Source organism: Streptomyces sp. NPDC002867, assembly GCF_053591895.1.
Window position 1 is genome coordinate 41,540 of record NZ_JBSFUR010000029.1, and the last position, 18,727, is coordinate 60,266.

General features: G+C 71.0%; 15 protein-coding genes and 3 pseudogenes. 15 read left to right on the top strand and 3 right to left on the bottom strand.

Features of this window, described 5'->3' with window-relative positions; all coding sequences use genetic code 11:
• Nucleotides 1-54: 54 nt before the first annotated feature.
• Both ACWD0A_RS24445 and purU read right to left on the bottom strand, forming a co-directional pair.
• Nucleotides 55-852, bottom strand: coding sequence for an IclR family transcriptional regulator (locus ACWD0A_RS24445; RefSeq protein WP_451301364.1), 798 nt, complete (start codon nt 850-852; stop codon nt 55-57).
• A 443-nt stretch (nt 853-1,295) separates the two neighbouring features.
• Entirely contained in the window at nt 1,296-2,168 is an 873-nt protein-coding gene (purU, locus tag ACWD0A_RS24450) for a formyltetrahydrofolate deformylase (protein WP_451301367.1), read from the bottom strand.
• 172 nt (nt 2,169-2,340) lie between these two features.
• On the opposite strand from purU, the gene ACWD0A_RS24455 reads away from it, so the two are divergent.
• The 14 genes and pseudogenes from ACWD0A_RS24455 to ACWD0A_RS24520 all read left to right on the top strand — a co-directional run bounded on the left by ACWD0A_RS24455 (nt 2,341) and on the right by ACWD0A_RS24520 (nt 16,258).
• Nucleotides 2,341-2,643 carry a hypothetical protein gene (locus tag ACWD0A_RS24455; protein ID WP_451301369.1) on the top strand — a complete coding sequence of 101 codons (303 nt, stop codon included), beginning with the start codon at nt 2,341-2,343 and terminating at the stop codon, nt 2,641-2,643.
• A gap of 69 nt (nt 2,644-2,712) precedes the next feature.
• Nucleotides 2,713-2,979, top strand: a pseudogene (locus ACWD0A_RS24460) (SRPBCC family protein); the annotation flags it as partial.
• A gap of 530 nt (nt 2,980-3,509) precedes the next feature.
• Complete coding sequence (locus tag ACWD0A_RS24465) at nt 3,510-3,659, top strand: hypothetical protein (protein ID WP_451301371.1); 150 nt, start codon at nt 3,510-3,512, stop codon at nt 3,657-3,659.
• Nucleotides 3,656-4,837 (top strand): NAD(P)/FAD-dependent oxidoreductase, encoded by a 1,182-nt coding sequence (locus ACWD0A_RS24470; protein WP_451301373.1) that lies wholly within the window; start codon nt 3,656-3,658, stop codon nt 4,835-4,837. The genes ACWD0A_RS24465 and ACWD0A_RS24470 overlap by 4 nt, the downstream gene beginning before the upstream one ends.
• A 44-nt stretch (nt 4,838-4,881) precedes the next feature.
• Nucleotides 4,882-5,271: a glycine cleavage system protein GcvH gene (gene gcvH, locus ACWD0A_RS24475; protein WP_451301375.1), complete on the top strand. Its 390-nt coding sequence runs from the start codon at nt 4,882-4,884 to the stop codon at nt 5,269-5,271.
• Complete coding sequence (gene glyA / locus ACWD0A_RS24480; protein WP_451301377.1) at nt 5,268-6,524, top strand: serine hydroxymethyltransferase; 1,257 nt, start codon at nt 5,268-5,270, stop codon at nt 6,522-6,524. The genes gcvH and glyA overlap by 4 nt, the downstream gene beginning before the upstream one ends.
• Before the next feature lie 69 nt (nt 6,525-6,593).
• Complete coding sequence (locus ACWD0A_RS24485) at nt 6,594-7,991, top strand: L-serine ammonia-lyase (RefSeq protein ID WP_451301379.1); 1,398 nt, start codon at nt 6,594-6,596, stop codon at nt 7,989-7,991.
• Between the two features lie 212 nt (nt 7,992-8,203).
• A pseudogene (mshA, locus tag ACWD0A_RS24490) lies at nt 8,204-9,613 on the top strand (D-inositol-3-phosphate glycosyltransferase).
• Nucleotides 9,614-9,801: 188 nt separating this feature from the next.
• Nucleotides 9,802-11,457: a BCCT family transporter gene (locus ACWD0A_RS24495; RefSeq protein ID WP_451301381.1), complete on the top strand. Its 1,656-nt coding sequence runs from the start codon at nt 9,802-9,804 to the stop codon at nt 11,455-11,457.
• 217 nt (nt 11,458-11,674) lie between these two features.
• Nucleotides 11,675-12,760, top strand: coding sequence for an S-(hydroxymethyl)mycothiol dehydrogenase (locus ACWD0A_RS24500; protein ID WP_451301383.1), 1,086 nt, complete (start codon nt 11,675-11,677; stop codon nt 12,758-12,760).
• Entirely contained in the window at nt 12,760-13,395 is a 636-nt protein-coding gene (locus tag ACWD0A_RS24505) for an MBL fold metallo-hydrolase (protein WP_451301385.1), read from the top strand. The genes ACWD0A_RS24500 and ACWD0A_RS24505 overlap by 1 nt, the downstream gene beginning before the upstream one ends.
• 141 nt (nt 13,396-13,536) lie before the next feature.
• Nucleotides 13,537-14,620, top strand: a pseudogene (locus ACWD0A_RS24510) (chorismate-binding protein).
• Between the two features lie 118 nt (nt 14,621-14,738).
• Complete coding sequence (locus tag ACWD0A_RS24515; RefSeq protein ID WP_451301387.1) at nt 14,739-15,101, top strand: bifunctional 3-phenylpropionate/cinnamic acid dioxygenase ferredoxin subunit; 363 nt, start codon at nt 14,739-14,741, stop codon at nt 15,099-15,101.
• Nucleotides 15,098-16,258 (top strand): NAD(P)/FAD-dependent oxidoreductase, encoded by a 1,161-nt coding sequence (locus ACWD0A_RS24520; protein ID WP_451301389.1) that lies wholly within the window; start codon nt 15,098-15,100, stop codon nt 16,256-16,258. The genes ACWD0A_RS24515 and ACWD0A_RS24520 overlap by 4 nt, the downstream gene beginning before the upstream one ends.
• A gap of 99 nt (nt 16,259-16,357) precedes the next feature.
• On the opposite strand, the gene ACWD0A_RS24525 is transcribed toward ACWD0A_RS24520, so the two are convergent.
• On the bottom strand, nt 16,358-17,155 hold the full coding sequence (locus tag ACWD0A_RS24525) for an IclR family transcriptional regulator (RefSeq protein WP_451301391.1): 798 nt from the start codon (nt 17,153-17,155) through the stop codon (nt 16,358-16,360).
• A 362-nt stretch (nt 17,156-17,517) separates the two neighbouring features.
• Between ACWD0A_RS24525 and ACWD0A_RS24530 the strand changes: the two genes are divergently transcribed.
• Nucleotides 17,518-18,351 (top strand): 5,10-methylenetetrahydrofolate reductase, encoded by an 834-nt coding sequence (locus ACWD0A_RS24530; RefSeq protein ID WP_451301393.1) that lies wholly within the window; start codon nt 17,518-17,520, stop codon nt 18,349-18,351.
• The last annotated feature ends 376 nt before the right edge of the window (nt 18,352-18,727 follow it).

An 18,727-nucleotide genomic window follows, 5' to 3' on the forward strand; every position in this document is an offset into this window, starting at 1 on the left:
GCGCACCGGCGAGGGGCAGGCGGCGCCGCCCGGGCCCCTCGGCCCGGGCGGGACTCAGCCGATGTAGCCCATGCGGCGGCTGATCTCCTCGGCGCCTTCGACCAGCACGGGTGCGAGCTCGTGCATCCGTTCCTCGGTGAAGCGGTACTCGGGGCCGGAGGCGCTGAGGGCGGCGATGACTTCGCCGTCGCGGGACCGGATCGGCGCCGCCATGGCGTGCAGCCCGATCTCGAATTCCTCCAGCGACACCGCGTAACCGCGCTCCCGCGCCTCGGTGAGAGCCTTCTCCAGCTTGGTCCTGGCGGTGATGGTGCGCGGCGTCAGCTTCTGCATCCCGGACCCCGCGACCACTGCGGCCCGCTCCTTCGCCGGCAGGTGAGCCAGCAGGATCTTGCCGCTGGAGGTGGCGTGCACCGGGGTGAGCTGCCCGACCCAGTTGTGCGTGCCGACCGCGCCCGGGCCACGCACTTGGTCGAGGTTGACCGCGTAATGCTCCTGCAGGACGGCGATGTTGACGGTCTCACCGATCTCCTCGGCGAGCCGCTCGCACACCGGCCGGCCCTGCTGGGTGAGGTCCAGACGGCCCGTGACCGCGCCCGCCAGACGCACGATCCCGAAGCCGAGCCGGTACTTGCCCCTCTCGGCCGCCTGCTCGACCAGACCACGCGCCTCCAGCGCCCCGAGCAGACGGAACGCGGTCGACTTGTGCACGTCGATCTCGGCGGCGACCTCGCTCACGCCCGCCTCGCCGCGCTGGGCGAGGATCTCCAGGACGCTGACGGCACGGTCGACGGACTGCACGCCGCCCGCCGCGGGACCTGCTGTTTCGCCATCTGCCGTATGGTTGCTCATAGCGCAACTATACGCACTGGGCTCCATGGATCCCTCAAGGCCGCGGCCTGTGCAGCGACATCAGCGGCCCGCGCACGGATAAGCCGGTATACCAGTACCCGGCCATGTCCTCAAGGTATCCGGCGCCCACAGGGCGGACGCGAGCGGACCGACGCGCCAAGCAGGTCCTGCGCCTCCACCCCGCGGCCCCGGCCGGTCGTCGCCGCTGCCGCAGGCCCACCCCGACGCCGGAGCCGGCCGGCCGTCTTGCCGGACACCGCTGCCGCGCGGCCCCGATCCGGCTGCCCGCACGGCCGCCCGCGAGGCGCACCCCGCGCGCGAGCGGACCCGGCGCTGCCGCGGCGGCTGAGTGAGGCGGTCACCCGCGGACGCACGCGCCGGCGCGCTGCCTGCGCGCGTGAACCCTTGGCGGCCAAAAGGAGTCGCAGCCCCGGCCGGCGCGGTCAGCGGAACACGACCGTGCGGTTGCCGTTGACCAGTACGCGGCTCTCACTGTGCCACTCCACGGCGCGGGCGAGCACCTGGGCCTCGACATCGCGGCCCATGGTGACCAACTCGTCCGGGGCGCGCGAGTGGTCCACGCGGACCACGTCCTGTTCGATGATCGGGCCCTCGTCGAGGTCCGACGTGACGTAGTGCGCCGTGGCACCGACGAGCTTGACGCCGCGCTCATGCGCCTGGACGTAGGGCCGCGCGCCTTTGAAGCTCGGCAGGAACGAGTGGTGGATGTTGATCGCCCGGCCGTCGAGCTGCTTGCACAGGTCGTCCGAGAGGATCTGCATGTAGCGGGCGAGGACGACGAGGTCGATGTCGAGCTCGCTCACGAGCTGCAGCAGCCGCGCCTCCGCCTCGCCCTTCGTCTGCGGGGTCACCGGGATGTGGTGGAACGGGATCCCGTAGTTCTGTGCCAGGGGCTCGAAGTCGCGGTGGTTGGAGACGATCGCCGGGACCTCGATGTTGAGCGTGCCGGTGGACCTGCGGAAGAGCAGGTCGTTCAGGCAGTGGCCGAACTTCGACACCATGATCAGTGCGCGGGTCGGGGTCGCCGCGTCGTGCAGCTGCCAGGTGATCCGGTACGCCTCGGCCACCGGGCCGAAACCGGTGCGCAGTTCGCTCAGGGAAATGTCCGGGTCGGAGACATCGAAGTGCACCCGCATGAAGAAGCGGTTCTGCAGTCGGTCGTCGAACTGCTGGCTCTCCAGGATGTTGCCGGAGTGGCCGACGAGAAAGGTGGTCACGGCGTGGACGAGACCGGCCCGGTCAGGGCACCAAAGGGTGAGGACGAACTCGCTGCCGGACTGCGGTCGGGGAGACATGGCATCCTCCGTTGATGCGTAATACACAACAGGATGAGTTATGCGCAACATCGTCCAGTGTGGACGGCCGGCTGGTCAAGGGCCGGCGGGCAACTGTCACGCTTGGCGGGGCAGTCCCTTGCGGCACTCGTCAGCCATGGGAACGCAAGTTGCGTGACGTGTGTGGTGTTGCATGTTCCCCACCGGCATCCGGGCCACGGCGGACGGCGTGGCCACCTCGATCAGTCGCGTCGGCGCCGCCGCGGGCACCTTCCTGCTGCCGATCTCCCTCAGCAAGCTCGGCATCGGCACGACCATGCTGATCGGTGCGGGCATCACCCTGGTGGGCTGGGCGGTGTCCCTGGCCTGGGCGGAGGAGACGCGGGGCCGCACGCTGGCGGAGACCAGTGCCCTGCCCGCCCGCTCCCGGCAGCCCTCGGCTGCCGACAGGGAGCGCGCCGCCGGTCTGAGGGAGGGCGACCTCGAACGATCCTGACGACGCAAGCGCCGAACGGCGCGACACGCAGCCGTCCGACCCCCTGAGGGGCCGGACGGCTGCGTGCCCCTGTATCCGATGGCGCCCGACCGCACGATCGTGGAGTGCGACTGGCTGTATCTGGCGCATGTCGTGGAGAGCGGCAAGGACGTGGAGCGTTCGGTGGAGTTGTTCCACCGGGTGAACCTGCAGGACTTCGACGCGTGTGAGCGCACGCAGCCGGCGATGAGCTCGAGGGCGTATGCCAAGGGCGGTGTCCTGGTGCCCAGCGAGCACCACATCGGCGAATTCCACACCTGGCTGCAGGACAAGCTCGACGCGCGGCCCACTGACTGACCCGCCCCACCCGGTACAGCCCGTCCACCTGCCGTGCGGCCCCTCCGGCAGGTGGACGGGCCCGTCGGCCACCCGCTCCGGCGATCGCCGAGGTGCGGCCGCACCTTGCCGTGAGGGCGCCGGATCCGCAGCCACCACGGTTCGGTCGCGGGCCTGGGCGCGGGCCTGCCCATCGAGACTTCCTGGACGATCACGCGGCCGAACCTGGTTCCGGCATGGGCGACATCCTGCTGGACGGGGGCACCTCCCAGGCGGAGCTCTGGGGGAGGGGCGAGCCGGACCTGTGACCGCAGGCCGTCACCTCCCAGCCGGTGCAGTGTTGAGCATGGCGCAACGCCATGCACCATGGCGAACTGGTGCGGCCCTCTCTCTTGACAACCCCTGGGGCCAGCCGAAAGCATGTTGCGCATAGTGAGTTTGGTTGTGTTATTCGAGACGGCCTCGTCGCTCCCGCTCCGTCGACGAACCGGGTGTCACCCCCGGCCGACGGCTTCCCAACCCAGTCGGGCACCGCAACCCGGAGGTTCCCCATGATCACGGTGTGCCGGATCGAAGACCTGCCGCCTGGCGAGTCCAGCCGCGTCACCCGCCCGCCGGTGAAGGGCCCGGTGGGTACCCGCCACGTCTTCCCGGCAGGCGGCCATGTCCAACTCCACGTCACCGTCGGGGAGCCGGCGTGAAGAGCATCACCGTCGTCGGAGCGTCGCTGGCAGGTCTGAGCACGGTCCGCGCGCTGCGCGCAGAAGGCTACGACGGCGACCTCGTCGTCATCGGGGAGGAGCGCCACACCCCCTACGACCGCCCGCCGCTGTCCAAGGACTTCCTCAAGGGCGACCTCGACGCCGAAGCGCTCGCGCTCGGCGACGCGGACGAGTACGAGGACCTGAACGTGCAGTGGCGGCTCGGCGAGCGCGCGATGCGGCTCGACACCACAGCCCGGTCCCTCACCCTGGCCGGAGGGAGGCAACTGCGCACCGACGGGGTCGTCGTCGCGACCGGCGCCAGTCCCCGGACGCTCCCCGGCACGCAGGGTCTGGCCGGTGTCCACACCCTGCGGACCCTGGACGACGCCAAGGCCCTGCGCGCCGAGCTGTTGGACGGCCTGCCCCGGGTCGTCGTCATCGGCGCCGGCTTCATCGGCGCCGAGGTGGCGTCCACCGCTCACCAGCTCGGGCTCCACGTCACCGTCGTCGAGGCGCTCGACGTACCACTGGAACGCCAACTGGGGCGCGAGATGGGGCTGGTGTGCTCCTCGCTCCACACCGATCACGGAGTGCGCCTGCTGTGCGGAACCGGCGTGGCCGGACTCGACGGCGACGGCCGGGTCACCGGCGTACGGCTGGCCGACCGGCGCCTGCTGCCCGCCGACATCGTCGTGGTCGGGGTGGGGGTACGGCCCGCCACCGACTGGCTCGCCGGTTCCGGCGTTCAGGTGGACGACGGAGTGGTGTGCGATGCCGGCTGCGCGACCAGCGTCCCGGGCGTGGTCGCCGTCGGTGACGTCGCCCGCTGCCCCAGCCTGTTCACCGGGCGGCACGCCCGCATCGAGCACTGGAGCAACGCCACCGAGCAGGCGAAGACCGCCGCCCGCACGCTGCTCTCCGGCGTGTCGGCCCCCGCACCGCGCACCGCGCCGTACTTCTGGTCCGACCAGTACAACGTGCGCATCCAGCTCGCCGGACACGTCGCCCCCGGTGCCGAGCCGCAGGTCGTCGAGGGCGACCTCGACAGCCGCTCCTTCACGGCCGTCTACCGGCACGAGGGCAACCCCGTCGCCGTGCTCTCCCTGAACCAGCCGAAGCTGTTCAACCGGCTCCGCCGCACCCTCACCCCGGCCGTCGCGGCCGCCGCCTCATGAGCTCCCCGCCCCGACTGCCTCTGCGGTCCCCTCGGGAGATCTCCATGAGCGTTCCGCAGCACCTGCGGTACACCTGGGGCCACGAGTGGCTGGTCGTGGACAAGGGCAACGCCACCGTCGGCATCACCGCGTTCGCGGCCGACGCGCTCGGCGATGTCGTCCACCTCCGGCTGCCCGACATCGGCACCCACGTCGAGGCCGGGGAGAGCTGCGGGGAGATCAGGTCACCCACAGCCGTCAGCGACCTGCTGGCACCTGCCTCGGGTGAGGTCCTGGAAGTCAACACCGCGCTGGCCGACGACCCGGGCGCTGTCAACGCTTCTCCCTACACCGTCGGTTGGCTGTTCAAGCTGCGGGTCGAGAACATCGCAGGCGCACTGTCCGCCGACGCGTATGCCGCGTACTGCGCCCACACGCAAGGAGACCGCCGATGACCCTCTTCCACCAGCCCCTTGACGAGCTGGACCCGGATGTCGCCGCCGCTGTCGACGCCGAGCTCCACCGTCAGCAGTCCACCCTGGAAATGATCGCGTCGGAGAACTTCGCCCCGGTCGCGGTCATGGAGGCCCAGGGTTCCGTCCTGACCAACAAGTACGCCGAGGGCTACCCCGGCCGCCGCTACTACGGCGGCTGCGAGCACGTCGACGTGGTCGAGCAGATCGCGATCGACCGCATCAAGGAGCTGTTCGGCGCCGAGCACGCCAACGTGCAGCCCCACTCCGGCGCGCAGGCCAACCAGGCCGCGCTGTTCGCGATCGCCCAGCCCGGCGACACGATCCTGGGCCTGGACCTCGCGCACGGCGGCCACCTCACCCACGGTATGCGCCTGAACTTCTCCGGCAAGCAGTTCGACGTCGTCGCGTACCACGTCGACGAGGCCGGCTTGGTGGACATGGCCGAGGTCGAGCGTCTCGCCAAGGAGCACCGCCCGAAAGTGATCATCGCCGGCTGGTCGGCGTACCCGCGGCAGCTGGACTTCGCGGCGTTCCGCCGGATCGCCGACGAGGTCGAGGCGTACCTCTGGGTCGACATGGCGCACTTCGCCGGCCTGGTGGCCGCCGGTCTGCACCCGAACCCGGTCGAGTACGCGGACGTGGTCACCTCCACCACGCACAAGACCCTCGGCGGCCCCCGCGGCGGCATCATCCTGGCGAAGAAGGAGTTCGCGAAGAAGCTGAACTCCGCGGTCTTCCCCGGCTTCCAGGGCGGCCCGCTGGAGCACGTCATCGCGGCCAAGGCCGTTTCCTTCAAGGTCGCGGCCTCGGAGGAATTCAAGGAGCGCCAGCAGCGCACGCTGGACGGCGCCCGCATTCTCGCCGAGCGCCTGGTCCGGGCCGACGTCACCGAGCACGGCGTCTCCGTCCTGTCCGGCGGCACCGACGTGCACCTGGTCCTGGTGGACCTGCGCAACAGCGAGCTGGACGGCCGGCAGGCCGAGGACCGCCTCCACGAGGTCGGCATCACCGTCAACCGCAACGCCGTCCCGAACGACCCGAGGCCCCCGATGGTCACCTCCGGCCTGCGGATCGGCACCCCGGCACTGGCCACCCGCGGCTTTACGGCCGACGACTTCCGCGAGGTCGCGGACATCATCGCCGAGGCGCTGAAGCCGGCCTACGACGCGCAGGCCCTGCGCGCCCGGGTCACCGCCCTCGCCGAGAAGCACCCGCTCTACCCAGGCCTGTAACCGACAACCCTCGCAAGGGACATGCTCACGGCACGGTCCACATGTCCCTCCAATCCCACGGAGTGTGGCGTGGCAATCAGCGTCTTCGACCTGTTCTCCATCGGCATCGGCCCCTCCAGCTCGCACACCGTCGGCCCGATGCGCGCCGCCCGGATGTTCGCCGTCCGGCTGAAGAAGGACGGCCTGCTCGCCCAGACCGCCGCGGTGCGGGCGGAGCTCTTCGGCTCCCTCGGCGCCACCGGCCACGGCCACGGCACCCCCAAGGCCGTCCTGCTCGGGCTGGAGGGCAACGAGCCGCACACGGTCGACGTCGCCCACGCCGAGCTGGACGTCGAGCGGATCCGCACCACCAACCGCATCCGCCTCCTCGCCGCCGAGATCGGCCCGGCCCACGAGATCGACTTCGACGCCTCGACCCAGCTGGTCCTGCACCGCCGGCGCTCGCTGCCGTACCACGCCAACGGCATGTCCCTGTTCGCGTACGACGCGCAGGGGCTGCCGCTGCTGGAGAAGACGTACTACTCGGTCGGCGGCGGCTTCGTCGTCGACGAGGAGGCCGTCGGCGAGGACCGGATCAAGCTCGACGACACCGTACTGAAGCACCCCTTCCGCACCGGTGACGAACTGCTGCGCCTCACCCGGGAGACCGGCCTGTCGATCTCCGCGCTGATGCTGGAGAACGAGAAGGCCTGGCGCACCGAGGACGAGATCCGCACCGGGCTGCTGGACATCTGGCGGGTCATGCAGGCCTGCGTCTCCCGAGGCCTGTCCCACGAGGGGATTCTCCCCGGCGGCCTGAAGGTCCGCCGCCGGGCCGCGGCGGCGGCCCGGGCGCTGCGCAGCGAGGGCGACCCGGCGGGCCGCGCGATGGAGTGGGTGACCCTGTACGCGATGGCCGTGAACGAGGAGAACGCGGCCGGCGGCCGGGTCGTCACCGCCCCGACCAACGGCGCCGCCGGGATCATCCCGGCCGTCCTGCACTACTACCTCAACTTCGTGCCGGGCGGGGCCCGCCCAGGAGACAAGGACGACGGCATCGTCCGCTTCCTGCTCACGGCAGGTGCGATCGGCATGCTGTTCAAGGAGAACGCCTCCATCTCCGGCGCCGAGGTGGGCTGCCAGGGCGAGGTCGGCGCCGCCTGCTCCATGGCCGCGGGCGGCCTGGCCGAGGTGCTCGGCGGCAGCCCGGAGCAGGTGGAGAACGCCGCCGAGATCGGCATGGAGCACAACCTCGGCCTGACCTGCGACCCGGTCGGCGGCCTCGTCCAGATCCCCTGCATCGAACGCAACGGCATGGCCGCGGTGAAGGCGGTGACCGCCGCCCGCATGGCCATGCGCGGCGACGGCCGCCACCACGTCTCCCTCGACAAGGTCATCAAGACCATGAAGGAGACCGGCGCGGACATGAAGGTGAAGTACAAGGAGACCGCCCGCGGTGGCCTCGCCGTCAACGTCATCGAGTGCTGACGGAGGCGGCGGAGCGGTGCTCATCGACACGTTCGGTCGCGTCGCCACCGACCTGCGGGTCTCGCTCACCGACCGGTGCAACTGTCTGGAGGGGCCCGCGACGCGGGGCTCACCCCGGTCGAGGTCGACGCCATGCTTGCCCGGCCTCAACGACGACGAGGCGCCCGGCCTGCCGCCGGCAGGCCACGGCAGCCGCAAGGGGGACCGGCGACATGAGCCCGTACACGACCCGGCTCGGCAGGCACCGCGGCCCCGCCTCAAAAGCCCTCGCCGGGCCGCCCCGATCGCCGCTTCCCGGCCCCCACCGCCGCCCCCGCCGCGATGCTCAGCGTGCACACCTCACCGCTGCACCAGCCGGGCACGGGCGACGCGGGCGGCATGAACGTCTACATCGTCGAGCTCGCCAAGCGGCTCGCCGCGATCGACGTCGAGGTGGAGATCTTCACCGCGCCACCTCCGCCGCGCTCCCGCCCGTCGTCGAGCTCGCCCCCGGTGTCCTCGTGCGGCACGTCGACGCGGGACCCTACGAGGGTCTGGCCAAGGAGGACCTGCCGGCCCAGCTGTGCGCGTTCACGCACGGTGTCATGCAGACGTGGGCGGGCCACCGGCCGGGGCACTACGACCTCGTCCACTCGCACTACTGGCTCTCCGGCCACGTCGGCTGGCTCGCCGCCGAACGCTGGGGCGTCCCCCTCGTCCACGCCATGCACACCATGGCCAAGGTCAAGAACGCCGCGCTCGCCGAGGGCGACACCCCCGAACTCGCCTCTCGCGTCATCGGCGAGACCCAGATAGTGGGCGCCGCGGACCGGCTGATAGCCAACACCGAGAAGGAGGCGGAGGAGTTGCTCCGCCACTACGACGCCGACACCGGCCGGGTCGCCGTCGTCCATCCAGGCGTCGACCTGGAGCGCTTCCGGCCCGACGCCTCGGGCGTCGAGGCCGGCCGGACCGCGGCCCGCGCCCGCCTCGGGCTGCCGCAGGACGCGCTCGTCCCCCTCTTCGCGGGCCGTATACAGCCGTTGAAGGCGCCGGACGTCCTGCTGTTCGCCGTGGCCCGGCTGTTGCAGGAGCGGCCCCGGCTGCGCGAGCGGATCGTGGTGCCGGTCATCGGCGGGCCGAGCGGCAGCGGACTCGCCAAGCCGGAGGGGCTGCAGAACCTGGCGGCCAGGCTCGGCATCGGCGACGTCGTGCTGTTCCGGCCGCCAACGGGCCAGGAACAGCTCGCCGACTGGTACAGGGCGGCGTCGGTCCTGGTCATGCCGTCCCACAGCGAGTCCTTCGGCCTGGTGGCGATCGAGGCACAGGCCTGTGGCACCCCGGTGATCGCGGCCGAGGTCGGCGGCCTGCCCGTGGCCGTACGGGACGGTACGAGCGGCGTGCTCGTACCGGGGCACGATCCGGTGGACTACGCGCGGGCGTTGCACGGCTTCGCCGACGACCCGGCACTCTCCGCCCGGATGGGCGAGGCCGCTGCACGGCACGCCCGGTCCTTCGGCTGGGACACGGCTGCGGCGGCGACGGCGGACCTGTACACGCAGGCGGTACACGAACGTCATCTGCGGTCGCTGCACGGCGGCGTCAGCAGCCCGCACGCCGGCGCTCTCGCCTCCGAGCCGTAGCCGGACATCCCCGCGGCCGGGCTCGGTCGAGACCGAAACGATGGGTGTACGGGGCTTGACGTACCGGGACCCGGAAGGGACTGTGTTGCACATCAAGCTGACAGTTGCGTGTCACGCACCAATGTGCGGTGGTTCCCGCAGGGCAGAGGCCCTGCCCCCGCCCCACGTCCTCTTTCGGAAGGCTTCGGATGAGTACCGCAACGACGAAGAAAGCAAGATCGGTCCTGGGGCGAGTGGACCCGGCCGTCCTCTACATATCCGTGACGCTGTCCGCCCTGTTCGTGGCGTGGGGAGTGTTCTTCACCGACAATCTTGCCGCGGTGGCCGAGGCGACGCTGGGCCGGATCATCGGGAACTTCGGCTGGCTCTTCGTCCTGGCGAGCTCCGGATTCGTGCTGCTGGCGGCCGTGTTGGCGTTCAGCCGGTTCGGCTGTATCCGGCTCGGCAAGGATCACGAGCGACCCGAGTTCAGCACCGCCTCCTGGGTGGCGATGATGTTCAGCGCCGGCATGGGCATCGGCCTGATGTTCTACGGGGCGAGTGAACCCATCATGCATATGTCCAGCCCCCCGCCGGGTACGGCCGAGGCGGGGAGCGAGGACGCGGCCAAAGTGGCGTTGGAGTACTCGTACTTCCACTGGGCGATCCACCCCTGGGCGATGTACGCCGTCGCCGGCCTCGCGCTCGCCTACTTCGGGTTCCGCAAGAGCGGCAACAGTCTGATCAGCTCCGCCTTCCGTCCCCTGCTCGGTGACCGGGTCGACGGACCGCTGGGCAAGTCCATCGACATCCTGGCGATCTTCGCCACCCTCTTCGGCTCCGCCGTCTCCCTCGGGCTCGGCGCGTTGCAGATCAACAGCGGCCTGAAGACGCTCTGGGGCGTCGACGACTCGACCGCCCTCGCTGTCTCGATCATCGCGGTCCTCACCGTCATGTTCGTGCTCTCCGCCCTCTCCGGGGTGCATCGCGGCATCCAGTGGCTGAGCAACGGCAACATGATCCTGGCCGGCCTCCTGCTGCTGTTCGTCTTCGTCGTGGGTCCCACGGTGTTCATCCTGAACAGCCAGACCGAGGCACTGGGGGGATACCTGGCCTCGCTCCCCAAGATGAGTTTCACGACCGGTGCCTTCGGCGGCGGCGAATGGCTCTCCGGCTGGACGGTCTTCTACTGGGCGTGGTGGATCTCCTGGACGCCGTTCGTGGGCACGTTCATCGCACGGATCTCCCGCGGCCGTACGATCCGGCAGTTCATCGTCGGTGTGATCATCGCGCCGAGCCTGGTGAGCGTCGTGTGGTTCGCGATCCTCGGCGGTACCGCGCTGAACCAGGAGATGCACGGCGGTCATCTGTCCGAGGCGGTCGCCAAGGGCGAGGAAGCGGGCCTGTTCGCCACCTTGCAGACTCTTCCCTGGTTCACCCTCACCTCGGTAGTGGTGATCGTTCTGGTCTGCCTGTTCTTCGTCAGCGGTGCCGATGCGGCCTCCGTGGTGCTGGGCATGCTCTCCTGTCGCGGCTGTACGAGCCCGAGCCGCCCCGTCGTGATCCTCTGGGGCACGCTCACCGGCCTGGTCGCGGCCGTCCTGCTGCTGGCCGGCGGCCTGGAGGCGGTCAAACAAGTGGCCATCATCGCCGCCTTCCCGTTCCTCTTCGTGATGATCGGCCTGTGCGTCTCCCTGGTGAAGGCCCTGCGCGCCGAGCCGAGGACGAAGCCGGCTCCCGCGGGTGAGAAGACGGCCGATGCCGATGCCGATGCCGATGCCGACGCCGACGCCGACGGCGAAGCGGAGCCGGACGACGGTGTGCGGACGGCCGAGGTCATGGCGGATCCGCAGGCCGCGCGCTGAACTGCCGGCGGAGCGAATTCCGGGGCGAAAACCGGGCGCGGGGCAAGGGCCGCATCTGGGCCTCCCCGTGTTCGCGTGGGCGGATCCGGCCGAGCCGACGCCGCCGGTCCGACCTCTTGACCCCCGGCGCTCCCTCCCCGAGGATCAGTTGCGCATAGCGGTACGTGTATCTAATTAGGCAACATGTGCGGGAGGTTTCCCGCTCGAGGAGTAACTCATGGCTCATGAGGTTCGTGCCGTCGTCGCCCTGAAGAAGGGCGCACCGGTCTCCGTCGAGACGATCGTCGTCCCCGACCCCGGTCCGGGTGAGGCGCTGGTCAGGATCGAGGCGTGCGGCGTCTGCCACACCGACCTCCACTACCGGGAGGGCGGGATCAACGACGACTTCCCCTTCCTGCTGGGGCACGAGGCGGCCGGCCGCGTCGAGGCCGTCGGCGAGGGAGTCACCGGCATCGAGCCGGGCGACTTCGTCATCCTCAACTGGCGTGCTGTCTGCGGCCAGTGCCGGGCCTGCAGCAAGGGCAAGCCCTGGTACTGCTTCTCCACCCACAACGCGACGCAGCCGATGACGCTGCTCGACGGCACCCCCCTCTCACCCGCACTCGGCATCGGCGCCTTCGCGGAGAAGACGCTGGTGGCCGCGGGCCAGTGCACCAAGGTGGACCCGGCGGCCCCGGCGGCCGCCGCCGGCCTGCTCGGATGCGGCGTCATGGCGGGCTTCGGCGCAGCCGTGAACACCGGCGCCGTCGGCCGCGGGGACTCCGTCGCCGTCATCGGCTGCGGCGGAGTGGGAATGGCCGCCGTCGCGGGCGCGAGGCTCGCCGGCGCGAGCAAGGTGATCGCCGTCGACGTCGACCCGCGCAAGCTGGAGCGGGCCCTGAGCATGGGCGCCACCCACACCGTCGACGGCACGACGGCAGACGTCGTGGAGGCGGTGCGCGAGCTGACCGGAGGCTTCGGTGCGGACGTGGTCGTCGAGGCAGTCGGCCGCCCCGAAACCTACAAGCAGGCCTTCTACGCCCGCGACCTGGCCGGCACGGTCGTCCTGGTCGGCGTGCCCACCCCGGAGATGACGGTGGAACTGCCACTGCTCGACGTCTTCGGGCGCGGCGGCTCGCTGAAGTCCAGCTGGTACGGCGACTGCCTGCCCTCGCGCGACTTCCCGGCCCTCATCGACCTGTACCTGGGAGGGCGTTTCGACCTGGACGCCTTCGTCTCCGAGACCATCGGCCTCGGCGACGTGGAGGAGGCGTTCGAGAAGATGCACCGCGGTGAGGTGCTGCGTTCCGTGGTGGTGCTGTGATGGCCGGCGCACCCCGTATCGAACACCTCGTCACCAGCGGGACGTTCAGCCTCGACGGCGGCACCTGGGACGTCGACAACAACGTCTGGATCGTCGGCGACGACGACGAGGTCGTCGTCATCGACGCGGCGCACGACGCCGGCGCCGTCCTGGCGGCCGTCGGCGACCGCCGCCTGTCGGCCGTCGTGTGCACCCACGCGCACAACGACCATGTGAACGCGGCGCCGGACGTCGCGGACGCCACGGGCGCGCCCATCCTCCTGCACCCCGACGACCAGGTGCTGTGGACGATGGCGCACCCGAACCGGCGGCCCGACGGCCCGCTCGCCGACGGCGACGAACTCAAGGTGGCGGGCATCGGCCTGCGCGTCCTCCACACGCCCGGGCACGCTCCGGGCGCCGTGTGCCTGTACGCACCCGAACTGGGAGCACTGTTCAGCGGCGACACGCTGTTCGCGGGAGGGCCCGGCGCGACCGGGCGCTCCCACAGCGACTTCGGCACGATCATCTCCTCGATCGGCGACCGGCTGCTGACGCTCCCCGGTGAGACGGTCGTCCACACCGGACACGGCGAGACGACCACCATCGCCGCGGAAGCACCGCACCTGCAGGAGTGGGCGGCCCGCGGCTGGTGAGACGGGCACGGCCTGCCCCGCCGGGGCTCCCGTCCGCGACCGCGCCCTTGAGGGCGGACCGCGGACGAGAGCCCCGGCCCTGCCGTCCCCGCCGCCGAGGAACATCCGGCCCCGGCCCACCTGTTCACTGGACGAACCGCTGTGTACGACGCCGCCCCGCTGGCCCGCTTCGGCTCCCTCGTCGCCGCCGATCTGCGTGATGTGACCAGAGATCCCGCAGCCCTGGACTCCGCCGGCTTCTGGGCGGTGGTCGCCGACTTCGACGGCGCTCTGGTGTGCGCCCGCTTCGGGGACGTACGCCGGGCACCCCGTGCCCGCGCCCCGGGCCTGGCAGGGCCCGGCGCCCGCCGACTGGACCTCCTCCCTGGACCGCACCGCCTACACCGCGGGGGTGCGGCGCATCCGCGAGCACATCGCCGCGGGCGAGGTCTACCAGGCCAATCTGTGCCGGGTGCTGTCCGCGTCGCTGCCCGGCCCCGAGACGGCCGATGTCGACGAGCTGACCGCCCTGCTGGCCCGTGGCAATCCCGCTCCGTACGCCGGTACGGTCCGGCTGCCGGCCCACGGCGTCGAGGTCGCCACGGCCTCGCCCGAGCTGTTTCTGCGGCGCGACGGCCGGAGCGTCGAGTCCGGACCGATCAAGGGCACCGGCCGCACGGCGGACGATCTGCTGGAGAAGGATCACGCCGAGAACGTGATGATCGTGGACCTGGTCCGCAACGACCTCGGCCGGGTCTGCGCCACCGGATCCGTGACCGTCCCGGCACTGTGCACGCTCGAGCAGCATCCGGGCCTGGTCCACCTGGTCTCCACTGTGCGGGGCGAGTTGGACAAGGGGGCGGGCTGGCCGGAGCTGCTGGCCGGCAGGTTCCCTCCCGGCTCCGTCACGGGCGCGCCCAAGTCCAGCGCGCTGCGCATCATCGAGGCGCTGGAGACGGCGCCCCGCGGGCCGTACTGCGGTGGCGTCGGCTGGGTCGACGCCGACCGCGGGACCGGCGAACTGGCCGTGGGCATCCGCACCTTCTGGATCGACCGCTGCGCCCCCGAAGGCCCGGCGCTGCGCTTCGGCACCGGCGCCGGCATCACCTGGGGATCCGACCCGGAGCGGGAGTGGAGAGAGACCGGGCTGAAGGCCTCCCGGCTGCTGGCTCTGGCGTCGGGGCCGCATCAGGAGCCCGTGCCGCCGGACATCAGCGAGTTGCTTGACGTGCATGAGATTGCATGAAGAGCAACCTTGAAAAGGGTCGTGGCTGTCCTGTGAACGCCTTGACAAGGGTTCGCGGCCGCACGCAAACTGGCGTTGCGCTCATCGCACTCCGTTTCGTTATACGCACCGAGGTGTCATGATGATTCCCGTGTGCCGTCTCGTGGATCTGCCGCGAGGCGAGGCCTGTCGGCTCGACATCGATCCGCCGGTCTCGGTGTTCCACACCGACGACGGCGAGGTCTTCGCCATCGATGACACCTGCACCCACCAGGACGCCTCGCTCGCCGACGGCTGGCTGGAGGGCTGCGAGGTGGAATGCCCGCTGCACGCCTCCAAGTTCGACCTCCGGACCGGAGCCGTCGACGCTCCGCCGGCGAAGCGCCCGGTCCGCACGCACGAGGTCGTCATCGAGGACGGCATGATCCATGTGCGCCTGTCCACCGATGCCCCCAACCTGCCGCCCTGCATCGCGTCTCGCCTCGCGGGGGGTCCCGCGTGAGGACAGTGGCTGTGGTGGGTGCCTCGCTGGCCGGTTTGTCGGCGGCGCGCTCGTTGCGGAAGCAGGGGTACGACGGGCGGCTGGTCGTCATCGGCGACGAACCGCACCGCCCGTACGACAGGCCGCCCCTGTCCAAGGAGTTCCTGGCCGGCGGCATCGGTGAAGCCGATCTCGCGCTGGAGCCGGACGACGAGGACCTGCAGGCGGAGTGGCTGCTCGGCGCCCGCGCCACCGGACTCGACAGCGCGGACCGAGCCGTCCGGCTCGCCGACGGCAAAGAGGTCCGGGCCGACGGGATCGTCATCGCGACCGGAGCGGCCGCGCGGAAGCTGCCGGGCACGGAGGGTCTGGCCGGCGTGCACACCCTGCGCACACTGGACGACGCCCGCGCCCTGCGGGACGAACTGGCCCTGGGCGGACGGCTGGTCGTGATCGGCGGCGGATTCATCGGTGCCGAGGTCGCCTCCACCGCATACGCTCTGGGACTCGACGTGACCGTTGTCGAGGCGGCGCCGACGCCGCTGGCCGGGCCGCTCGGTGAGACCATGGGCGGCATCGTCTCCGCCCTCCACGCGGACCACGGCGTACGGCTGTCGTGCGGCGTGGGTGTCAAGGGGCTGAGCGGAAAGACCCGGGTCGACGCGGTCCTGCTCGAGGACGGCCGCAGCCTTCCCGCCGACACCGTCGTCGTCGGTGTGGGAGCCCGCCCGTGCGTCGAGTGGCTGGAAGGATCCGGCGTCGTGCTCGACAACGGCGTCACGTGCGGTGCGGACGGCCGCACCAGCCTGGCCTCTGTGGTCGCGGTCGGTGACTGCGCCTCCTGGTACGACCCCTGTGCGGGAGTCCATCGACGCGTCGAACACTGGACCGGTGCGCGGGAGCGGCCCGACGCGGCCGTGGCCACGCTGCTGTCGTCGGGCGCGGCGGAACCGGGCGTGCCTCGGCCGCCGTACTTCTGGTCGGACCAGTACGGCGTGAGGATCCAGTTCGCCGGCCATGCGGCCGGTGCCGACAGCGTGACCGTCGAGGAAGGCGCTCCGGACGACCGCAGTTTCCTGGCCGTCTACCGGCGTGCCGGGCATCCGGTCGCCGTGCTCGCGATGAACCGGACAAGGCCGTTCATGCGCTGGCGCAAGCAGCTCACCGGCGCATCGTGAGGGCGTCCTTCGTTCAGGAGTGCCCGGGGACAGGGCAGTCGCAGCAGCGGCGGGTCCGCGGGCGTCGGACGCCGTGGTCGTCGACCGCGGCGCGCGGTCTCACCCCAGGTACCCCATGCGATGGCTGATCTCATCCGCGCCCAGGACCAGCGCCGGTGCGAGTTCGTGCATGCGCTCCTCGGTGAGCCGGTACACGGGTCCGGAGGCGCTGAGTGCCGCGATGACCTCTCCGTCGCGGTTGCGGACCGGCGCGGCCATGGCGTGGAGCCCCACCTCCAGCTCCTCCAAGGTCCAGGAGTAGCCGCGCCTGTGCACCTCGGCGAGATTCTTCTCGAGCCTCGTCCTCGCGGTGAGAGTGTGCGGGGTCATCTTTTTCAGCCCGGCCTCGGACAGCAGCGCGGCGCGCTCCTCGGCGGGCATGTGGGCCAGCAGGACTTTGCCGCTGGAGGTGGCGTGCAGCGGGGTCAGCTGGCCGACCCAGTTGTGAGCGGTGACGGCACCTCGGCCGCGCACCTGATAGAGGTTGATCGCGTAGTGCTCCTGCATCACGGCGAGGTTGACGGTCTCACCGATCTCCTCGGCGAGACGCTCGCAGACCGGGCGGCTCTGCTGGATGACGTCGATCCGCCCCGTGGCCGCGCCGGCGAGACGCACGATGCCGAAACCGAGGCGGTACTTGCCGCGCTCGCCCGCCTGCTCCACCAGGCCCCGGGCTTCCAGCGCGCCCAGCAGGCGGAACGCCGTGGACTTGTGCACCTCTATCTCGGCGGCCACCTCGCTGACCCCGGCCTCGCCACGCTGGGCCAGGATTTCCAGCACGCTGATGGCGCGGTCGACGGACTGCACCCCACCGGTCGGCGAACCCGCCGTTTCATTATCCGGACTGTAGTTGCTCATGGCGAAACCATACCGGTCGGTAAACAACAACAGCAGCGGCAAACATCACAGGGTGACTCCCGCCCTCCTTGGTTGCGTGCATTGCAACATAATGCGTATAACGATACTCCTGCGAGCAGGCCGCGCGTATCCACGGCGCGAGCGAGACGAGGCATCATGGCTCCTCTGCGGCACGACTTCGCCGTCGGCGGCCGGTCGCCCGGCAGCCCACCCGGCCCACCGGCTCTGCGGCGAGACCGCCCTGCATCCGTCCTGCACCGGCACGACGGCGCCGTCCGGATGCCCGTCGCCGCCCCGGCCGACAGGCGCATGGATGGAGCGCAGAGGCCGCGTGCGGTGCCCGGAAGTGGGTCGGGCACGTGGTGAGCGGTGACCAGTTCCGTGCGCTGCTGTGCACCGTCCGTTACGAGGTGCTGCCCGCGAAGGGGACCGAGGACAAGGTCGTCGCCCATGTCCCGCGCGACGTCGTCGTCACCGTGACGGCGTCGCCGGTCAAAGGCCTGGAGCCGACGCTCGACCTCACCACCCGGCTCGCGGCCCACGGCTACCGTGTCGTCCCGCACGTGCCCGCGCGGCTGCTGCGGGACGACACGCACCTGAAGGACGTCGTCGACCGGCTCCGCGGGGCCGGCGTCGACGACGTCTTTGTCCCCGCGGGCGACGCGGATCCGCCGGCCGGGGCCTACGACGGGGCGCTGCCGGTGCTGCGAAGGCTGAGCGAGTGGGGCAGTCCCTTCCGGCATGTCGGCATCACCGGGTATCCGGAGAGCCACCCGCTCATCCACGACGACCTCACCATTCAGGCGATGTGGGACAAGCGGGCGCACGCCACCTACATCGTCAGCAACATGTGCTTCGACCCGCGCCTGCTGGGTGACTGGGTCGGCCGGATACGCCGCCGCGACGTCGCCCTGCCCCTCCACATCGGCGTCGCGGGGCCCGTGCAGCGGGCGAAGCTGCTGTCCATGGCGGCGAAGATCGGCGTGGGGGAGTCGACCCGCTTTCTGGCCAAGCACAGCTCGTGGTTCCTGCGCTTCGCGGCACCCGGCGGCTACTCGCCCGAGCGACTGCTCGCCCGCAGTGCCGAGGCGCTCGCACCCTCGGCGGACGTGGCCGGCCTACACCTGTTCACCTTCAATCAGATCGCCGAGACCGAGCGGTGGCGCTGCGCCCTGCTCGACCGGCTGAGCGGCTGAGCGTCGCCTCGGCGGCAACCGGGGGCGGGTGACGGGTCGCGCCGGGGGCTCGCTCCTGCCTCTCGAAACACCCTGCGCCCTCATGAGCCGGCACTCTCCGTCCACGACAGGACCGACGCCCGGACCGAGCGGGGCGCAGGACGGCCCCCTCTCCGGCTTCCGCGCCACCGGTGAGCGCCTGGCGCACAAGCGACCCGGGAAACCCCGCCGGACGGGGCCCGGCAGGCTGCGTCGGCAGCCCGCCGGGCCCGCCTGCGTTCCGGCCTGTTCCCCGACGTCACGACCCCTTGACACCCCTCCCCGCGACAGGCACATTGAGTTGCGCAACCTGAATCATGTTGCGTAGACAGCAACTGAATTGCTTTGAGTCGGAGGT

What these genes read in the sequence shown, in the direction of transcription:
- ACWD0A_RS24455 (WP_451301369.1), top strand. Translation starts at nt 2,341, where the DNA reads ATGTTCCCCACCGGCATCCGGGCCACGGCGGACGGCGTGGCCACCTCG.
- ACWD0A_RS24500 (WP_451301383.1), top strand. Translation starts at nt 11,675, where the DNA reads ATGGCTCATGAGGTTCGTGCCGTCGTCGCCCTGAAGAAGGGCGCACCG.
- ACWD0A_RS24465 (WP_451301371.1), top strand. Translation starts at nt 3,510, where the DNA reads ATGATCACGGTGTGCCGGATCGAAGACCTGCCGCCTGGCGAGTCCAGC.
- ACWD0A_RS24505 (WP_451301385.1), top strand. Translation starts at nt 12,760, where the DNA reads ATGGCCGGCGCACCCCGTATCGAACACCTCGTCACCAGCGGGACGTTC.
- ACWD0A_RS24525 (WP_451301391.1), bottom strand. Translation starts at nt 17,155, where the DNA reads ATGAGCAACTACAGTCCGGATAATGAAACGGCGGGTTCGCCGACCGGT.
- purU (WP_451301367.1), bottom strand. Translation starts at nt 2,168, where the DNA reads ATGTCTCCCCGACCGCAGTCCGGCAGCGAGTTCGTCCTCACCCTTTGG.
- ACWD0A_RS24515 (WP_451301387.1), top strand. Translation starts at nt 14,739, where the DNA reads ATGATGATTCCCGTGTGCCGTCTCGTGGATCTGCCGCGAGGCGAGGCC.
- glyA (WP_451301377.1), top strand. Translation starts at nt 5,268, where the DNA reads ATGACCCTCTTCCACCAGCCCCTTGACGAGCTGGACCCGGATGTCGCC.
- gcvH (WP_451301375.1), top strand. Translation starts at nt 4,882, where the DNA reads ATGAGCGTTCCGCAGCACCTGCGGTACACCTGGGGCCACGAGTGGCTG.
- ACWD0A_RS24445 (WP_451301364.1), bottom strand. Translation starts at nt 852, where the DNA reads ATGAGCAACCATACGGCAGATGGCGAAACAGCAGGTCCCGCGGCGGGC.
- ACWD0A_RS24495 (WP_451301381.1), top strand. Translation starts at nt 9,802, where the DNA reads ATGAGTACCGCAACGACGAAGAAAGCAAGATCGGTCCTGGGGCGAGTG.